A 16,874-nucleotide genomic window follows, 5' to 3' on the forward strand; every position below is an offset into this window, starting at 1 on the left:
TTTCCCATGTGAGACCCATTGATGCCTTGGTGAACGCCCTGCCCGAGGGGCGCGTCCTGACCGACCCCGACGTCATCGACTCCTATGCCCGCGACCGTACGTTCCTGGAGCCCGGCAAGCCGCTGGCCGCGGTGCTCGCCACGTCGCGTGATGATGTGGTGACGACGCTCAAGTGGGCGACCGAGCACCGGGTCCCGGTGGTGCCGCGTGGCGGGGGTACGGGGCTGGCCGGCGCCGCCACCGCCGGCGACGGGTCGGTGATCCTCTCCGTGGCCAGGATGACGGCGATCAAGGAGCTCTCCCCCGCCGACGAGATCGCCGTGGTCGAACCCGGGGTGATCACCGCCGACCTCGACCGGGCGGCCAGGGAGCATGGGCTGATGTACGCGCCCGACCCGTCCTCGTACGAGATCTCCACGATCGGCGGCAACCTGGCCACCAACGCGGGCGGGCTGCGGTGCGTGAAGTACGGCGTGACCCGCGACTCCGCGCTCGGCCTGGAGGTGGTGCTGGCCGACGGCCGGATCCTCGAGACGGGCCGCCGCACGATGAAGGGCGTCACCGGGTACGACCTGACCGGCCTGTTCGTCGGCTCGGAAGGCACGCTCGGCGTGATCACCTCGGCGACGGTACGGCTGCGCAGGGCACCGGACAAGCCACCGGCCACGTTCGCGGCGGAGTTCGGCTCGCTGCGCGACGCGGGCGCGGCCGTGGCGGCGATCATGGCCGCCGGGTGCCAGCCGTCGCTGATGGAGCTGCTCGACCGGGCGACGCTGGAGGCCATCGACGACTATCGCAACATCGGCCTGGAAACCAGCACGATCGCCATGCTGATCGGCCAGTCCGACGCGTCGGACAGCGAGTCGGTCGTCAAGCGCATGGAGCAGCTGTGCGTCGACAACGGCGCGTCGTTCGTGGCGGTCTCCTCCAGTCCGCAGGAGACCGAGGAGCTGATCGGGCTGCGCAGGATGGCCTACGACGCCAAGGAGCGCCTTGGCGCGTGCCTGGTGGAGGACGTGTGCGTGCCGCGTTCTGCGCTGCCCGACATGATCATGGCGATCGAGGCGGCCGCCGTACGGCATGGCGTGAAGATCTGTACGGCCGCGCACGCCGGTGATGGGAACATTCACCCGGTCTTCATCTTCGACCGGGGTATGGCCGAGCCGCCGCCCGAGGTGTGGGCCGCAGCGGACGAGGTGTTCAAGCACGCTTTGCGGCTCGGCGGCACGCTGACCGGCGAGCACGGTGTCGGCGTCCTCAAGCGGCGCTGGCTCGGGCTGGAGTTCGGACCGGTGGCGCAGGAGATGCAGCAGGGCATCAAGGCCGTCTTCGACCCACTTGGCCTGCTCAACCCGGGCAAAGCGATCTGAGTTCACCAAGCCGTGACCTAGCCCGGCCAAGGCGGCGCGACCTGCTCCGAAACGCTGACATCTGGCGTCAAAAGATGAAACATCTGATGGGTCCGGGCAACGCCCCAAGGGTCACGCTGGTAGCGTTTCGCACCATCTGACGATTTGTTATGCATGGTCTTGGGGGTACGGCGTGAATCAGCACCAGCCGCTGGCGGCGGACGACCCGCGGCGGCTGGGGGCCTACGACCTCGTCGCCCGGCTTGGTGAGGGCGGCCAGGGAGTCGTGTACCTCGGCCAGAGTGACACCGGCGAGCAGGCGGCGGTAAAGCTGCTGCACAACGCGCTGGTGGCCGACGCTGACGCCAGGAGCAGATTCCTGCGCGAGGTCGCGGTGGCGCAGCGGGTGGCCAGGTTCTGTACGGCTCCGGTGCTGCACGCCGACCTCGAGGGCAGCCGGCCGTACATCGTGAGCGAGTACGTACCGGGGCCGTCCCTCCGACAGCTGGTGATCAACGAGGGCCCGCGCCGGGGAGCGGCGCTGGAGCGGCTCGCGATCAGTACGGCGACCGCGCTGGCGGCCATCCACCGGGCCGGGATCCTGCACCGCGACTTCAAGCCCGCGAACGTCCTCATGGGGCCCGAGGGCCCAGTCGTGATCGACTTCGGCATCGCCCGAGCGCTGGACTCCCCCGGGGCGACGGCCACGGGCATGGCCATGGGGACGCCGTCGTACCTCGCGCCCGAGCAGCTCAGCGGGGCGGCCGTGTCCGAGGCGGCGGACGTGTTCGCCTGGGGCGTCACGATGGTGTTCGCGGCGACGGGCAAGCCCGCCTTCGGCGCCGACTCGATCCCCGTGGTGATGAACCGGATCCTGAACGAGGAGCCGGAGCTCGGCGAGATGGAGGGGGCGCTCGGGCAACTGGTGGCGGCGTGCCTGTCCAAGGACCCGTCGCAGCGGCCCAGCGCGGACCAGCTGATCGTGCACCTCACGGGGCAGCCGGCGCCGCCCGCGGCCGTGGACCCGCTGACCACGGGCTCGAACCGCCAGGGCACCGGTCCTCAGCCTGACATTCAGACGGGCGCCGTCATGGGCGCCCCGGCGGGTACGGGGCCACAGCCGGGCGGGAACCCGCAGGACTCCTACCCTGGCCCTTGGATGCGGCCCGGCGCCGCCTCCCAGACGGGTCCGATGGGTCAGACCGGTCAGACCGGTCACTTCGGCCTTCCCGGCGCGACCAAGGGCGGCGCCCCGGCTCCCATGGCGGCGGCAGGTCCCTCGGCTGCCGGTACACCCGGCATGCCTCAGGGCACCCCACCGAGCGGTCAGAACATGCCGCACGGCAACGCCCCGACCGGCCCTGGGATGCCCGTCGGTGGCCAGGGAGCACCCGGCGGTCCGATGCAGCAGCAGGGCCCCATGGCCCAGGGGGCGGGCGCTCCCGGTCAGCCCATGGGTGGCGCTCCGGGACAGCCCATGGGCGTACCAGGACAGAACGGCGCTCCGGGGTTCGGCGCAGGCGGCCCGGCATATGGCCCTAACGGCCCTGGCGGTCGTGGGCCCGGTGCGAGTGGACCCGGTGCGAATGGGCCGGGGCAGGGGCCGCAGGCGGCTGACGCCGGGTCGGCGAAGCAGCGCCGTACCCTGACCTTCGCTCTGACCGGCGCGGCCGCGGCGGCCCTGCTGGTCGTGGGCGGCGCGGTGATCGTGCAGGCCAACAGCGGCGGCATCCAGAAGGTGGTCGCCGTCGGCAACACCTCCGAGGCCACCCCCACCGACGGCTCCGGGGGCGGACAGCCCGTCGAGCCGCCCCTGACGGAGGACAGCCCGGTCGTCTCGCAGCCGGTCCCGACGCTGAGCGTGGAGCAGCCCGAACCCACCAAGACCAAGACCAAGGAGCAGGTGATCCAGGACCCGAGCAGCCAGGTCCCGGTCACCGTCCCCACGGTCCCGCAGACGTCGAAGCCGACGACGCACAAGCCGGAGTCGGACCCCGAGCCCACCAAGACCAAGGCCAAGCCCACCAACATGGTGGAACCGGATCCCGACCCCACGACCTCGCCCACCGTGGACGACCCGGACGACCCGAATCCCCAGCCGACGACGAAGCCGACAGTGAAGCCGACCGTCAGCCCCAAGCCGAACACCTTCAGCGCGGCGGCGGTGTGCGGCTCCGGCTACAAGGTGATCGACCGCCACGCGCTGGGCGGTTCCGCGACAATCTTCCTGCTGTACGGCAACGGCAAGAACTGCGTGGTGACGATGTCCAAGTATGTGTTCCCCAGCAAGGTCCCGATGAACGCCATCCTCCAGGTCCAGAAGGGCGGCAGCGGCAGTAACCCGGGCAAGTTCACCGCCTACGCGGGCCCCGTGCGAGTGGCGGCCGTCAAGAAGTGCGTGATCTGGGGCGGCTCGTGGGGAGCCCTGTCATGGAAGTCCAGCTGGAGCCACTGCAGCTGACAGAGCCAGCCTTAAGGACCCAAGCCCTCCACGACGGAAAGGATCGTCGTGGAGGGCTTTTCGCGTGCCGGACAAGCGGGTTACCCTAGTTGACGTGATCGTCAAGTCCGAGCTGACCGCCCGAGGACGGCGTACGAGAGACGCGCTCGTGCGGGCGGGCCGGGAGGCGTTCGACGAGCACGGCTACGAGGCGGTGCGCATCGACGACGTGTGCGCCCGCGCCGGAGTCTCCCACGGCACCTTCTACACCTACTTCGACGCCAAGGACGCCCTGTTCCGTGAGGTGGCGGCGGCAGTTGTCGGGGAGATGTTCACGGCGAGCGTCGTGGGTCCCGGCGTTCCCGGCGACCCGTACGCGCGCATCGAGGCGGCCAACCGGCTCTATCTGCGGGCCTGGGCGGCCAACTCACGGCTGGTCAGGATGCTCGAACAGGCCGCCACCGCCGAGGAGGGCCTGCGTGGCCTGCTGCTGGAGCTGCGCGAGGTGTTCGTCCGGCGCGGCGCCGAGGGGCTGCGCCGGTTGCAGGAGCAGGGGCTGGCCGACCCGGCCCTCGATCCCCGGCTGACGGCCGTCATGCTGGGCGGGATGGTGGAGCACTTCGCCCACGTCTGGCTTGACCTGGGCGAGCGGGCCGACGAGCGGACGGCGGTGGAGCTGCTCACCAAGCTCTGGGCCAGGGCCATCGGGTTGACATCGGCGTCAAGTTGGCAACAGGAGGGCGTGTGATCCGGAGCAGGCTCGATCCCAGCGGCGCCGACCATCAGGAGCGGCGCGCGGCGATGCTGGGCAAGCTGGAAGAGCTCGACGCCGAGCAGGCCAAGGCGGTCGCGGGCGGCGGCGACAAATACGTGGAGCGGCACCGGAAACGGGGCAAGCTGCTGGCCCGCGAGCGGATCGAGCTGCTCATCGATCCCGACTCCCCCTTCCTGGAGCTGTCGCCGCTGGCCGCGTGGGGCAGCGAGTTCCCGGTGGGCGCCAGCATGGTCACCGGGATCGGGGTGATCGAGGGTGTCGAGTGCGTGATCACCGCGAACGATCCCACGGTCAGAGGCGGCGCGTCGAACCCGTGGACGCTCAAGAAGTCGCTCAGATCCGCCGACATCGCCCTGCGCAACCGCCTGCCGTACGTCAATCTGGTGGAGAGCGGTGGCGCGGACCTGCCGACGCAGAAGGAGATCTTCATCCCGGGTGGGCGGATATTTCGGGACCTGACGCGAATGTCGGCGGCGGGGATTCCGACGATCGCGCTCGTGTTCGGCAACTCCACGGCCGGCGGGGCCTACGTGCCCGGGATGAGCGACTACGTGGTGATGGTGAAGGAGCGGGCCAAGGTGTTCCTCGGCGGGCCGCCGCTGGTCAAGATGGCGACCGGCGAGGAGTCCGACGACGAGTCGCTGGGCGGGGCCGACATGCACGCGCGCACCAGCGGCCTGGCCGACTACCTGGCCCTCGACGAGCACGACGCGCTGCGGATCGGGCGGCAGATCGTCCGGTCGCTCAATTGGCGCAAGCTCGGCACGCGGCCTCAGGCCGTACAAGAGCCCCGATATCCGGTCGAAGAGCTTCTCGGGATCGTGCCGCAGGACCTGAAGGTGCCCTTCGATCCGCGCGAGGTGATCGCGCGGATCGTGGACGGCAGCGAGTTCGAGGAGTTCAAGCCGCTGTACGGGGCCTCGCTGGTGACGGGGTGGGCGCGGCTGCACGGCTATCCGGTCGGGATCCTGGCCAACGCGCGCGGCGTGCTGTTCAGTGAGGAATCGCAGAAGGCGACCCAGCTCATCCAGCTCGCGAACCAGTCGCGCACTCCGTTGCTGTTCCTCCAGAACACGACCGGTTACATGGTCGGCAAGGACTACGAGCAGGGCGGCATCATCAAGCATGGCGCGATGATGATCAACGCGGTGTCCAACTCGACGGTGCCGCACCTCACCGTGGTGATGGGCGCCTCCTACGGCGCCGGAAACTACGGGATGTGCGGCCGGGCCTACGATCCGCGGTTCCTGTTCGCGTGGCCGAGCGCGAAGTCGGCGGTGATGGGGCCCGCCCAGCTCGCCGGGGTGCTGTCGATCGTCGGGCGGGCGTCGGCCGAGGCGCGCGGTCAGGTGTACGACGAGGAGGGCGACGCGGCCATGCGCGCGATGGTGGAGGCGCAGATCGAGGCGGAGTCACTGCCGTTCTTCCTGTCGGGGCGGCTCTACGACGACGGGGTGATCGACCCGCGCGACACCAGGACCGTGCTGGGGCTGTGCCTGTCGGCGATCAACAGTGCCGCGGTGCCCGAGGCGGCGGGATTCGGGGTGTTCCGGCCGTGATCACTCGTCTGCTCGTCGCGAACCGGGGCGAGATCGCCCGGCGCGTCTTCCGTACCTGCCGCTCGCTCGGCATCGAGACCGTGGCCGTCTTCTCCGACGCCGACGCCGGGTCGCCGCACGTGGCCGAGGCCGACTACGCGGTACGGCTACCCGGCGCCAAACCTGCGGCGACATATCTGGACATCGAGCGGATCGTGGCGGCCTGCCAGGCGGCGGGCGCCGACGCCGTGCACCCGGGATATGGGTTCCTGTCGGAGAACGCGGACTTCGCCCAGGCTGTGCTGGATGCCGGACTGGTGTGGGTGGGCCCGTCGCCGGCGTCGATCGCGGCCATGGGGTCGAAGATCGAGGCCAAGCGGCTGATGGGCGAGGCCGGGGTGCCGGTGCTGCCGTCGCTGACGGGCGCCGTCACGGAGTTCCCCGTGCTGGTGAAAGCGTCCGCCGGTGGTGGCGGGCGGGGTATGCGGGTGGTGCGCGACCCCGCCGAGCTGGAGCGGGAGATCGCGTCGGCGCGGCGCGAGTCCGAGTCGGCGTTCGGCGACGGGACCGTGTTCGTCGAGCCGCTGCTCGAAGGGGCCAGGCACGTAGAGGTACAGATCCTGGCCGACCGGCACGGCACCGTGTGGGCGCTCGGCGAGCGGGAGTGCAGCATCCAGCGACGGCACCAGAAGGTCGTGGAGGAATGCCCCTCGCCCGGCATCACCCAGCGGGTCAGGGACGAGCTCTGCGAGGCGGCGGTCAGGGCGGCCAGGGCCATCGGATACGTCGGGGCCGGGACCGTGGAGTTCCTGGTCAAAGGCGATCAGGTGGCCTTCCTGGAGATGAACACCCGGCTCCAGGTCGAGCACCCGGTCACCGAGCTGGTCTACGGAGTGGACCTGGTACGGCTGCAGATCGAGGTGGCCGAGGGGCTGGCGCTGCCGGGCTCTCCGCCGCCGCCTCAGGGGCATGCGGTAGAGGTACGGCTGTACGCGGAGGACGGGGACTATCTTCCGCAGACCGGCGTCTTGCGGCGGTTCGAGGTCCCCGGGGACGTACGGGTTGATTCGGGGGTGGAGGCCGGGTCGGTCGTCTCCGCTCATTACGACGCGATGCTCGCCAAGGTGATCGCTCATGGCTCATCCCGGGATGAGGCGGTACGGAAGCTGACGACCGCGCTCCGACGCGCTCGAATCCACGGGCTCACCACTAATCTGGATCTACTGGCTAGCATCCTGACAAATCGTTACTTCAGGGCCGGGGACACGCACACCGGGTTCCTGGACGGACACGAGCCCGGCCTGAGACGCCTCGATGAGCTGGCCGTGCTGGCCGCCGCCCTGGCCCAGGCCGCCGCCAACCGGGCCGCCGCGCCGGTCCTGCGCAGCCTGCCCTTCGGCTGGCGGAACGTCCGGTCGCAGCCCTCGCGCGCCGTCTTCGACGAGGCCGAGGTCGTCTACCACCCGCTTCCCGACGGCATCGAGCTGGTCCATGCGGACCCGTCCAGGATCGTCCTGGAACGCGGCGGCGTACGGCACACGTTCGACATCACCCACTACGACGGGAAGGTCTGCGTCGACTCCCCCAGCGGTTCCGTCGAGCTGACGCCCGTACCCCGGCTGCCCGAGCCCGTCGAGCAGGTCGCGCCGGGCTCACTCCTCGCTCCCATGCCGGGTAGCGTGCTGCGGGTCGAGGTCGAGCCGGGTGAGCGCGTGACGAAGGGCCAGGCGGTGCTGGTGCTGGAGGCGATGAAGATGGAGCATCAGATCGCCGCGCCCGCCGACGGCGTCGTCTCCGGCGTACACGTCGAGAAGGGGCAGCAGGTCGAGGCGGGCGCCATGCTGGCGATCATCCGAGAAGGGAACTCATGACGAGCCTGGTCCACAAGGAGCTGGCCGGCGGCATCGCGACGATCACGCTGGACTCGCCGGCCAACAGGAACGCGCTGTCCGTACGGCTGCTCGGCGACCTGGAACGCCGACTGAACTGGGCGCTGACCGAGCCGGACGTCCGGGTGATCGTGCTGACCGGCGCGGGCCCGGTGTTCTGCTCGGGCGCCGACCTGAAGGAGCAGCGCGTCGAGCCCGCTTCCGGGGTCGGCGACGCGCCGGTGACGGCGTCGTTCCCGGAGATCCTCTCGTTGATCTGGGAGAGCCCGAAGCCGGTCATCTGCCGCCTGAACGGCACGGCCCGCGCGGGCGGGCTCGGCCTGGTGGCCGCGTGCGACTTCGCGATCGCGCCGGAGACGGCCTCCTTCGCGTTCACGGAGGTACGGCTCGGCGTCGTGCCCGCGATGATCTCCGTGCCGGTCCTGCGCAGGCTCGATCCCCGGGCGGCGGCCGAGTACTTCCTGACCGGCGAGGTGTTCGACGCGGCCAGGGCGGTGGAGATCGGGCTGCTGACGCGGGCCGTACCCGCCGAGGAGCTCGACGCGACCGTGCGGCACTACGCCGGGATGCTGCTCAAGGGCGGCCCTGAGGCGCTGGCCATCACGAAACGGCTGGTCAGGGAGCTGCCACAGGTGTCGTTCGAGGAAGGGCTGCGGCAGATGACCGCGCTGTCCGCCCAGCGCTTCACCTCCGAGGAGGGTCAGGAGGGCATCGCGGCCTTCATGGGCAAGCGCCCGGCCAAATGGGTTCCTTCTTCATGACACTGCGTATCGCCAACTGCAGCGGCTTCTACGGTGACCGGCTGTCGGCCGCGCGGGAGATGGTCGAGGGCGGGCCGATCGACGTGCTCACGGGTGACTGGCTGGCGGAGCTGACCATGCTCATCCTGGCCGGCAACCGCCTCAAGGGCCGCCCCGGCTACGCGCCGACGTTCCTGACCCAGCTCGAAGAGGTCCTCGGCACTTGCCTCGATAAAGGCATAAAAATCGTGACCAATGCCGGCGGACTGGACCCGGCCGGGTGCGCCGCCGCCGTACACGAACTCGCCGCCCGCCTCGGCCTCTCCCCCAGGGTCGCCCACGTCACCGGCGACGACCTCACCGGCCGCGACCTGGACCTGACCAACGCCGACACCGGCGAGCAGCTCGCCGCGACGCCCCTGACCGCCAACGCCTACCTGGGCGGCCGCCCGATCGCGGCGGCCCTGTCGGCCGGCGCCGACGTCGTGGTGACCGGCCGCGTCACGGACGCCGCCCTGGTGACGGGCCCCGGCATCTGGCGGTACGGCTGGGGACCGGACGACTTCGATCCGCTGGCGGGCTCGGTGGTCGCGGGCCACATCATCGAATGCGGCTGCCAGGCCACGGGCGGCAACTACGCGTTCTTCCAGGACGTACCGGATCTGGCGCACTGCGGCTTCCCCATCGCCGAACTGCACGCCGACGGCTCCTCCGTGATCACCAAGCACCCGGGGACCGGCGGCCTGGTCTCGATCGGCACGGTGACGGCGCAGCTGGTCTACGAGATCTCCGGTCCCCGCTACCTCGGGCCCGACGTGGTGGCCCGCTTCGACACCATCACGCTGTCGGACGACGGCCCCGACCGGGTCCGCGTCTCCGGCGTACGCGGCGAGCCGCCGCCCGGCACGCTCAAGGTCGCGGTCAACTACCTGGCCGGATACCGCAACACGATGACGCTGGTCCTGACGGGCCTGGACATCGAGGCCAAGGCCCGCGCGGCGGAGGAGGCGATCTGGGCCAGGGTGCCGAAGGAGTCGTTCGACTCGGTGGACGTCACGCTCGCGGACGGGGGGCTGCTGCGGATCACGGTCATGGACGCCGACCAGCGCCGGGCCGGCCGCGCCTTCTCCTCGGCCGTGGTGGAGACGGGGCTGGCCGGTTACCCCGGTTTCTACGGCCTCACCCCGCCGGGCAACGCGTCGCCGTACGGGGTGTACTGGCCGGTGCTGGTACCGGCTAAGGAGGTGCGGGCCCGGGTCTTTCTGGACGGCGAGGAGGTTCCCGTGCCCGTGGGCGTCTCGGCAGCGGCCGACTCGGCGCCGGACGCTGTACGGCGCCCCCCGTCGCGGCTTTCGACGGACCAGCCCACCGTCCGCCTCCCGCTGGGCCGCCTGGCGGGTGCCCGCTCGGGGGACAAGGGCGGCAACGCCAACCTGGGGGTCTGGGTCGACACGGCGGAGCGGTACGACTGGCTGGCGGCGTACCTGACGACGGACCGCCTCAAGGAGCTGCTCCCCGACCTGGCGGCCCACCGGATCACCCGCTATGAGCTCCCGAACCTCCACGCGCTCAACTTCGTCGTCCACGGCCTGCTGGGCAGGGGTGTGGCGGCCAGTCCTCGTATGGATCCCCAGGCCAAGGCCCTTGGCGAGCAGCTACGCGCCCAGCCGGTCGACGTGCCGGCGATGCTGCTGGCCTGATAGCGGAATCCACTTGCCTGATCACAGTCCGTAGTCTTATTGTTACCGGCGGGATGACTATGCGGAGTCGCTAACTAGGCGACGGAGATCGTCATGGGTAAGCACGAAGGCGACCCCAAGAAGTACAAGCCGTACATTGCCCCCAAGGCCAAGGACGAAGACACCTTGTGCGGCGGAAACGGCAAGCACAGCGGCGGTAAGGGCGACAACAAGGACAACAAAGACAACGGGGACAAGAAGTGAACGCCCCCGGCCGAATCGAGCGGATGCTCGACGAGATCATGGCCGTTTCCCCACGCAGCAAGTGGGTGCTCAGCGCGCTGCGAGCCGTTCCCCGTCACCTGTTCATCCCGTCGATCGCGCAGGCGTTCGTCGGGCTGGAGGAGCGTGAGAGCATCATCGACCGCGACGCCGACCCCGATACCTGGTGGGAGGTGGTCTACTCCGACAGTGTGCTCGTCACCCAGCTCGATGACGGTGCCACCGAGATCCAGCTCGGCGCCAGAGGCTCCACCTCGTCCAATTCCGCGCCCAGCACCGTAGCCGACCTGCTCCAATGGCTGGACCCCGAACCCGGCCATCGGGTGCTTGAGGTGGGCACCGGCACGGGCTGGACCGCCGCTCTGCTCTCTCACGTGGCCGGCGCGACCAACGTCACCTCGATCGAGATCGACAGGGCTAACGCCGAGCAGGCGGCCAAGAACCTCGTCGCCGCCGGAGTACAGCCGCATCTTCTCGTCGGCGATGGCGCGTACGGCTTCCCCGGCCATGCCCCCTTCGATCGGGTGCATGTCACGTGCGGCATCCACACCGTGCCCTACGCCTGGATAGCACAGTCCCGGCCCGGCGCGGTGATCGTCGCCCCATACTGTCCCGGCTTCGGCCTCAACAATGCGCTGCGGCTCGTGGTCAGGCCGGACGGCACGGCGATCGGCCGCTTCCCCGGCTTCGCCTCGTACATGATGATGCGCTCCCAGCGGAGCACCGACATCGGCGACTTCGACCCCGACCAGGCGCAACTGTCCACCACCAGGATCGACCCGCGCACCCTCGCCTACGCCCCGGCCGGAGCCGACCTGGCGATCTCGACGCTGACCGGCCTGCAATCTCGCACCTATCGCGAGGCTGACTTCTATCGCATGTGGGTCATCGGCGACAGCGACCGGTGGGCGGCGGCGACCTGGGAGCCGAAGCGGGACGTCTACGAGGTCTTCCAGATCGGCGACCGGGACGTCTGGCAGGAGGCCGTGGACGCCTACTACCGGTGGGTGAGCTGGGGCGAGCCCGACCGTGACCGGTTCGGCATGACGGTCACCCCCGAGGGCCAGTACATCTGGCTGGACACGCCGGAGCGTGTCATCGGCTGATCGGCTGCCAGTGGGCCTCCTGGGCGCGCCAGCCCAGGAGGCCCGCGCCCAGGAGACCCGCGTGGACGCCGAGGGCCGAAACGCGCAGAGCCGGTGGACGACGGAAGGTGAGCAGGGCCGCCAGCCGGTCGCGGAGAGGCGCGATCAGGGTGTCGCCCGCCAGCGAGAGGCCGCCGCCGATGACGACCAGGGCCGGGTCGAGCAGCAGCGTGTACGTGGCCAGGGCCAGGGACAGCGCCTCCACCGCCTCGTTCCAGACCGCCACGGCCGCAGCGTCGCCCGCCAGCACGCGGGCGACCACGTCAGCGGCGGAGCTCTCACCGCAGCGGGCCGCGATCGCCGAGGCCGAGGCGTACGCCGCCAGGCAACCGTGCTGGCCACAGGCGCAGGGGAGGCCGTCGGGCCGTACCGGGATGTGGCCGATCTGGCCGGCCCAGCCGGTGGCTCCGCCGTACAGGCTGCCGGACAGAACCACCGCGCCCGCTATCCCGGTGCCGATGGGGAGGTACAGCACGTCCCCCGACCCGCCGCCGTACGCCAGTTCTGCCTCCCCCGCCGAGCGGACGTCGTGGCCGAGCGCGACCGGCAGGTCGACCTCGGTGAACGCCTCGACGGGCACGTCGCGCCAGCCGATCGCGGCGGAGAACACCGCGTGCGTCGCCGTCACCAGCCCCGGCACGGCCAGCCCCACGGCGACGGGCTCCAGACCGCCGGACGTGCGGCGGCGGGACAGGTCTGTGACGAACGCCGAGATCGCGGCGATCACCCGTTCGGGGCCCTCGGCGCGCGGCGTGGCCCGGCGCTCCACGTACAGCGGCGTGCCGTCGCGGCCGACGAGGCCGCCCTTCAGCGTCGTCCCACCCACATCGACCGCCACCACGCATTCCACCCGCCTAGTAAATCGTTTGAACGAGCGGCCGGGGACCAGGAAGGCTGTGCGGCATGAACCCGCGCCTACTGTCCCGAGCCGACCTCGACGCCTGCACCCGGCTGGCCCAGGACCGCGAGTGGCCGCCTGAGCGGCACAAGTGGGGGCTGCTGTTCGAGGTCGGCGAGGTGTACGGGATCGACGCGCCCGATGGCGACGGCCTCGCCGCGACGAACATCCTGACCCGCTACGGCCACGACCACGCCGTGATCAGCATGGTCCTCACCGCCTCCAGGTACGGCAGGCAGGGATTGGCCGGCAAGCTGATGGAGCATGTGCTGCGGCAGGCGGGAGACCGTGTCGTCTGGCTGCACGCGACCGAGAACGGGCGCCCGCTCTACGAGCGGCTCGGTTTCCGTACCGTCGGCAGGGTCGCCGCGCACACCGGTGTCTTCCAGGGCGAGCGTTCCGGCCGGACCCGGCCCGCCACGCAGGAGGATCTCGGCGCGATCCTGGCGCTGGACGCGGAGGTGTTCGGCACGGACAGGTCGGCGCTGCTGCGCCGCATGTTCGAGTTCGGGGAGCAGGTGCGGGTCGCCGAAGGCGGGTTCGGGCAGGCGTGGCGCAACGACGGCAACGTGGTCATCGGCCCTGTCGTGGCGCGCGACCAGGCGACCGCCGAGGCGCTGATCGGCGACCTGGCCCTGGACGTGGGCGGCGTCGTGCGACTGGACCTCGATCTGGCCAAGGATGACCTGGTCAGGTGGGCGGGTGAGCACGGCATCGGCAACCCGTGGCCGGTGTCGCTCATGGTGCTGGGCGGCGAGCTTCCTGGTGACCGGGCCCGCCAGTTCCTGCCGTACATGCAGGCGCTCGGTTGACCGGCTGAACGTGCCTCTCATAAGGTACTAGAACTTCATTCTACTAAAGGGCGGCGATGACCTCCACCCACATCGACGTCGGCGCCATCGACTTCGGCGCGCTCGGCGCCTGGATGGACGCCCAGGGCCTGCCCGGCGGCGACATCGGCGACGCCGTCCCGGTCCTCGGCGGCACGCAGAACGTGATGGTCCGCTTCGAACGCGGCGGCATCCCGTACATCCTGCGCAGACCTCCCCTGCACGCGCGGCAGCAGAGCAACGAGGTGCTGCGCCGGGAGGCGCGGGTGCTCGCGGCGCTGCGCGACACCCCGGTGCCCGCGCCGAGGCTGGTGGCCGCGCAGACGGCGGACGAGCCGGTCTACTACCTGATGGAGCCGGTCGACGGCGTCAACCCGTCGAACGGATTGCCCGAGCCGCACGCCTCCGACCCGGCGATCCGGCACCGGATGGGGTTGGAGGCGGCGGGCGCGCTGGCCGAGCTGGGACGCGTCGATCCCGCCGCGCTGCCCGGCTTCGGCCGGCCTGAGGGGTTCCTCGAACGGCAGGTGCCGCGCTGGCTCAAGGAGCTCGACTCCTACGGCCGGCTCGACGGCTACCCTGGACCTGACATCCCGCGTCTCGCCGAGACGGCCGAGTGGCTGGAGCGGCACCGGCCCGCGACGTTCACGCCGGGGGTCATGCACGGCGACTACCACTTCGCGAACCTGATGTTCGCCCACGACGGCCCCCGGGTGGCGGCGATCGTCGACTGGGAGATGTCCACCATCGGCGACCCGCTGCTCGACCTGGGCTGGCTGCTGGCCACCTGGCCATCGAACAACGAGCACGTCCCGGGCCTGCCACCGCCGGGAGAGCTCGTCGCCTACTACGCGGCGCTGTCCGAGCGCGACCTGTCGGCCATCGACTGGTACGCCGTGCTGGCCTGCTTCAAGCTGGGCATCGTGCTGGAGGGCACGCATGCCAGGGCCTGCGCGGGCCGGGCCCCCAAGGACATCGGGGATCGGCTGCACGCCACCACGCTGGCCCTGTTCGCGAGGGCCCAGGAGTTCATGGGAGGGCTGCTCTAAATACCGATTTTTCCCAAAACGATCACTTATGTCCGCCTGAGTCATACAATTGCGCGCAATTGCAGTTGATGCTCGGGGAAGGATAGATATGCGGATGCGGTTCCTCGGCTCCACCTCGGAGGCGGGCGCCTGCCCCACCCTGTACGAGACCGATCGGGGCACGATCGTCGTTCAGGGTCTCGAACTCACCGACAAAGAAGCACTCGCGGACCTTCGCGACATCCTCGATGGCGAGACGGCAGTGGAGGTACCCCGCGAGCTCATTACCGAAATAGCCCGCCGAGTCCTGGCCGAAAATCCGGTAACCGCTTTCCCGAGCAGGGACGGGACACCCCCAGCGACCGATTGATCACAATTGCAGACCGGGTCTGGCATGATCCACGCAAACCGGTCTAGCCTCATGCGGTGACGTCGTTTCAGCAGGCGCGCGTCGACCTCGGCAGCCAGCTCCGCCAGTTGCGCGAGGCCGCCCACCTTTCGGGCAAAGAACTGGCCGAGAGGCTCCGGTGGCAGCCGTCGAAGGTGTCACGCCTGGAGAACGCCCGGCAGACCGCCACAGAGGACGACGTGGTCGTCTGGGCGGCTGCCGTACACGCGCCTTCGGAGACGGCCGACGACCTGATCCGGCAGTCCATCGCACTGCTGGAGCGGCACGACGACTGGAAGCAGCGGCACCGCAGCGGCCTGGCCGCGCTCCAGGAGGACATCCGCGATCTGGAGGCACGCACCAAGCTCTTCAGGGTGTTCGAGCCGGCGATCGTCATCGGGCTGCTGCAGACCTCCGAGTACGCCAGGCACGTCTTCCGTAAGGTCAAGCGCCTCTACAGCGCCGCCGACCAGATCGACGCGGCGGTTCGCGTACGGATGCAGCGCCAGGAGATCCTCTATGACCGGAGCCGCACGTTCAGGTTCGTCGTGACGGAGTCGGCGCTGCGCACCCGGATCGCCCCGCTCGACGTCATGCACGGCCAGCTCGACCGGCTGCTGGCGGTGAGCACGCTGCCGAACGTGGAGTTCGGGGTCATCCCGTTCAGCACCGAGATCCCCTCCTCGCCGATCAACGGGTTCTGGATCTACAACGAGGCCATGATCGGCCTGGCCACCATGACCAAGGACCTGGTGCTGCGCGACCCCGACGACATCGCCTTCTACGTGCGGGCCTTCGAGGACTACGCGAAGTGCGCGGAGTTCGACGAGGCGGGCCGGGACGTCATCATCGGCATTCTTAACGACTACCGGAAACAATCCTCACATTAACCATCGCAATTGCTTGCCTCCCACCACAAGATCGTGCAATTCTGTCGCGAGAACGTTGCGGAGGTGATGCATGATGCTTGACACCGCGCTCAGCCTCGAGCGGTTTGCTTGGTATGCGAGACGACACGCCGACCTGGCGATTCTGAACCTCGCTCTTTCCAGCGACCCCGCTTACGTGTCCGTGCGTAACCGCTTCTCCGCCAACCTCGCCGAAACCGTCACCCTTTCCGAGGGCGGGAGTTTCCTCACCTCGTGGGGCTATCGGCTCGGCACGACGGATGACGTCGAGGGCGCGGCCGCCCGGCTGGCCTTCCTCCTGGCCGCGCTGCCGGCCTAGGCCCTTTTTTTAGCCCGGCTGGGAAAGCGCCTTCCGGAAGGTTATTCGAAGGCCGATGGCTCTATGCCGGCCTCTCTGGCCGCCGCCGTGTGCGCGTGGTCCAGCAGGCGGGAGCGGGTCAGGACCGCCGGATGGAGGGTGTAGCGGATGACCAGGCCGTCCAGCATGGCGTCGATGCGCTCAGCGGAGGCCGCCGGGTCTTCGCAGCTGAACTCGCCCGACTCCGTACCGTCCGCGAGGACCTGAGTGAGGGCCCCCAGCCACGCCGATTCGAGCTCCAGCATGATCTCGCTGACCGCCGGCTCGCGGAGGGCGGTGTTCCAGGCGTCGATCCACAGCAGCCAGCTCTGGTCAGAACGGGACTCCGGGATGTAATAGCGGAGAACCCGGTCCAGGCGCTCGACCGCAGTGCCGGGGCCGGCCGCCAGCTCCCCCAGGCGGGCGCCCTCGATGTCGAGGGTGGCCCGCAGCATGGCGGTGATCAGCTCGTCCTTGGTGGCGAAGTGATAGTGGATGAGGCCGCCGCTGACGTTCACCGACTTGGCGATGTCGGCGATCCGAGTGTGGGCCAGGCCGCGCTCCAGGACCACCTTGCGGGTGGCCTCCAGGAGCTCGGCCCTGCGCTGGTCTGCCTGTTCGGCCCGGTTCGTACTCCGCACCGGGTCA

General features: G+C 69.9%; 16 protein-coding genes. 14 read left to right on the forward strand and 2 right to left on the reverse strand.

The window, feature by feature from the left end:
• Nucleotides 1-8 precede the first annotated feature (8 nt).
• The 9 genes from AB0L53_RS25210 (at nucleotide 9) to AB0L53_RS25250 (ending at nucleotide 11,798) form a co-directional block, all read left to right on the forward strand.
• On the forward strand, nucleotides 9-1,370 hold the full coding sequence (locus AB0L53_RS25210; RefSeq protein ID WP_363998248.1) for an FAD-linked oxidase C-terminal domain-containing protein: 1,362 nt from the start codon (nucleotides 9-11) through the stop codon (nucleotides 1,368-1,370).
• A gap of 172 nt (nucleotides 1,371-1,542) precedes the next feature.
• On the forward strand, nucleotides 1,543-3,810 hold the full coding sequence (locus AB0L53_RS25215) for a protein kinase (RefSeq protein ID WP_363998251.1): 2,268 nt from the start codon (nucleotides 1,543-1,545) through the stop codon (nucleotides 3,808-3,810).
• Between the two features lie 94 nt (nucleotides 3,811-3,904).
• Nucleotides 3,905-4,537, forward strand: a complete 633-nt coding sequence (locus AB0L53_RS25220; RefSeq protein WP_358551378.1) for a TetR/AcrR family transcriptional regulator — start codon at nucleotides 3,905-3,907, stop codon at nucleotides 4,535-4,537.
• A gap of 53 nt (nucleotides 4,538-4,590) precedes the next feature.
• Complete coding sequence (locus AB0L53_RS25225; RefSeq protein ID WP_363998526.1) at nucleotides 4,591-6,123, forward strand: carboxyl transferase domain-containing protein; 1,533 nt, start codon at nucleotides 4,591-4,593, stop codon at nucleotides 6,121-6,123.
• Complete coding sequence (locus AB0L53_RS25230; RefSeq protein WP_363998256.1) at nucleotides 6,120-7,973, forward strand: biotin carboxylase N-terminal domain-containing protein; 1,854 nt, start codon at nucleotides 6,120-6,122, stop codon at nucleotides 7,971-7,973. Before AB0L53_RS25225 ends, AB0L53_RS25230 begins: the two co-directional genes overlap by 4 nt.
• Nucleotides 7,970-8,752, forward strand: a complete 783-nt coding sequence (locus AB0L53_RS25235) for an enoyl-CoA hydratase-related protein (protein WP_363998259.1) — start codon at nucleotides 7,970-7,972, stop codon at nucleotides 8,750-8,752. The genes AB0L53_RS25230 and AB0L53_RS25235 overlap by 4 nt, the downstream gene beginning before the upstream one ends.
• Entirely contained in the window at nucleotides 8,749-10,431 is a 1,683-nt protein-coding gene (locus tag AB0L53_RS25240; protein ID WP_363998262.1) for an acyclic terpene utilization AtuA family protein, read from the forward strand. Before AB0L53_RS25235 ends, AB0L53_RS25240 begins: the two co-directional genes overlap by 4 nt.
• A gap of 93 nt (nucleotides 10,432-10,524) precedes the next feature.
• Complete coding sequence (locus AB0L53_RS25245) at nucleotides 10,525-10,674, forward strand: hypothetical protein (RefSeq protein ID WP_357951012.1); 150 nt, start codon at nucleotides 10,525-10,527, stop codon at nucleotides 10,672-10,674.
• Nucleotides 10,671-11,798, forward strand: a complete 1,128-nt coding sequence (locus AB0L53_RS25250; protein ID WP_363998265.1) for a methyltransferase domain-containing protein — start codon at nucleotides 10,671-10,673, stop codon at nucleotides 11,796-11,798. The genes AB0L53_RS25245 and AB0L53_RS25250 overlap by 4 nt, the downstream gene beginning before the upstream one ends.
• On the opposite strand, the gene AB0L53_RS25255 is transcribed toward AB0L53_RS25250, so the two are convergent.
• Entirely contained in the window at nucleotides 11,788-12,675 is an 888-nt protein-coding gene (locus tag AB0L53_RS25255; protein WP_363998268.1) for an ROK family protein, read from the reverse strand. The genes AB0L53_RS25250 and AB0L53_RS25255 overlap by 11 nt on opposite strands.
• A gap of 65 nt (nucleotides 12,676-12,740) precedes the next feature.
• Between AB0L53_RS25255 and AB0L53_RS25260 the strand changes: the two genes are divergently transcribed.
• The 5 genes from AB0L53_RS25260 to AB0L53_RS25280 all read left to right on the forward strand — a co-directional run bounded on the left by AB0L53_RS25260 (nucleotide 12,741) and on the right by AB0L53_RS25280 (nucleotide 16,208).
• The gene (locus tag AB0L53_RS25260) at nucleotides 12,741-13,547 is read left to right on the forward strand and encodes a GNAT family N-acetyltransferase (protein ID WP_363998271.1); all 807 of its coding nucleotides are present in this window, start codon (nucleotides 12,741-12,743) and stop codon (nucleotides 13,545-13,547) included.
• Between the two features lie 56 nt (nucleotides 13,548-13,603).
• Nucleotides 13,604-14,614, forward strand: coding sequence for a phosphotransferase family protein (locus tag AB0L53_RS25265; RefSeq protein ID WP_363998274.1), 1,011 nt, complete (start codon nucleotides 13,604-13,606; stop codon nucleotides 14,612-14,614).
• Between the two features lie 88 nt (nucleotides 14,615-14,702).
• Nucleotides 14,703-14,963, forward strand: coding sequence for a hypothetical protein (locus AB0L53_RS25270; RefSeq protein WP_363998277.1), 261 nt, complete (start codon nucleotides 14,703-14,705; stop codon nucleotides 14,961-14,963).
• Between the two features lie 56 nt (nucleotides 14,964-15,019).
• On the forward strand, nucleotides 15,020-15,871 hold the full coding sequence (locus AB0L53_RS25275) for a helix-turn-helix transcriptional regulator (protein ID WP_363998280.1): 852 nt from the start codon (nucleotides 15,020-15,022) through the stop codon (nucleotides 15,869-15,871).
• Nucleotides 15,872-15,941: 70 nt separating this feature from the next.
• The gene (locus tag AB0L53_RS25280) at nucleotides 15,942-16,208 is read left to right on the forward strand and encodes a hypothetical protein (RefSeq protein WP_358551360.1); all 267 of its coding nucleotides are present in this window, start codon (nucleotides 15,942-15,944) and stop codon (nucleotides 16,206-16,208) included.
• Between the two features lie 41 nt (nucleotides 16,209-16,249).
• Here AB0L53_RS25280 and AB0L53_RS25285 read toward each other — a convergent pair whose 3' ends face one another.
• Entirely contained in the window at nucleotides 16,250-16,867 is a 618-nt protein-coding gene (locus AB0L53_RS25285) for a TetR/AcrR family transcriptional regulator (RefSeq protein WP_363998284.1), read from the reverse strand.
• Nucleotides 16,868-16,874 lie beyond the last annotated feature (7 nt).

It is taken from the genome of Nonomuraea sp. NPDC052129, assembly GCF_040680095.1.
In the GTDB taxonomy this organism is placed as follows: domain Bacteria; phylum Actinomycetota; class Actinomycetes; order Streptosporangiales; family Streptosporangiaceae; genus Nonomuraea.

Excerpts from the sequence above, each read along its gene's own strand:
- AB0L53_RS25225 (WP_363998526.1), top strand. The coding sequence starts at position 4,591 with ATGCTGGGCAAGCTGGAAGAGCTCGACGCCGAGCAGGCCAAGGCGGTC.
- AB0L53_RS25235 (WP_363998259.1), top strand. The coding sequence starts at position 7,970 with ATGACGAGCCTGGTCCACAAGGAGCTGGCCGGCGGCATCGCGACGATC.
- AB0L53_RS25240 (WP_363998262.1), top strand. The coding sequence starts at position 8,749 with ATGACACTGCGTATCGCCAACTGCAGCGGCTTCTACGGTGACCGGCTG.
- AB0L53_RS25245 (WP_357951012.1), top strand. The coding sequence starts at position 10,525 with ATGGGTAAGCACGAAGGCGACCCCAAGAAGTACAAGCCGTACATTGCC.
- AB0L53_RS25260 (WP_363998271.1), top strand. The coding sequence starts at position 12,741 with ATGAACCCGCGCCTACTGTCCCGAGCCGACCTCGACGCCTGCACCCGG.
- AB0L53_RS25265 (WP_363998274.1), top strand. The coding sequence starts at position 13,604 with ATGACCTCCACCCACATCGACGTCGGCGCCATCGACTTCGGCGCGCTC.
- AB0L53_RS25270 (WP_363998277.1), top strand. The coding sequence starts at position 14,703 with ATGCGGATGCGGTTCCTCGGCTCCACCTCGGAGGCGGGCGCCTGCCCC.
- AB0L53_RS25280 (WP_358551360.1), top strand. The coding sequence starts at position 15,942 with ATGATGCTTGACACCGCGCTCAGCCTCGAGCGGTTTGCTTGGTATGCG.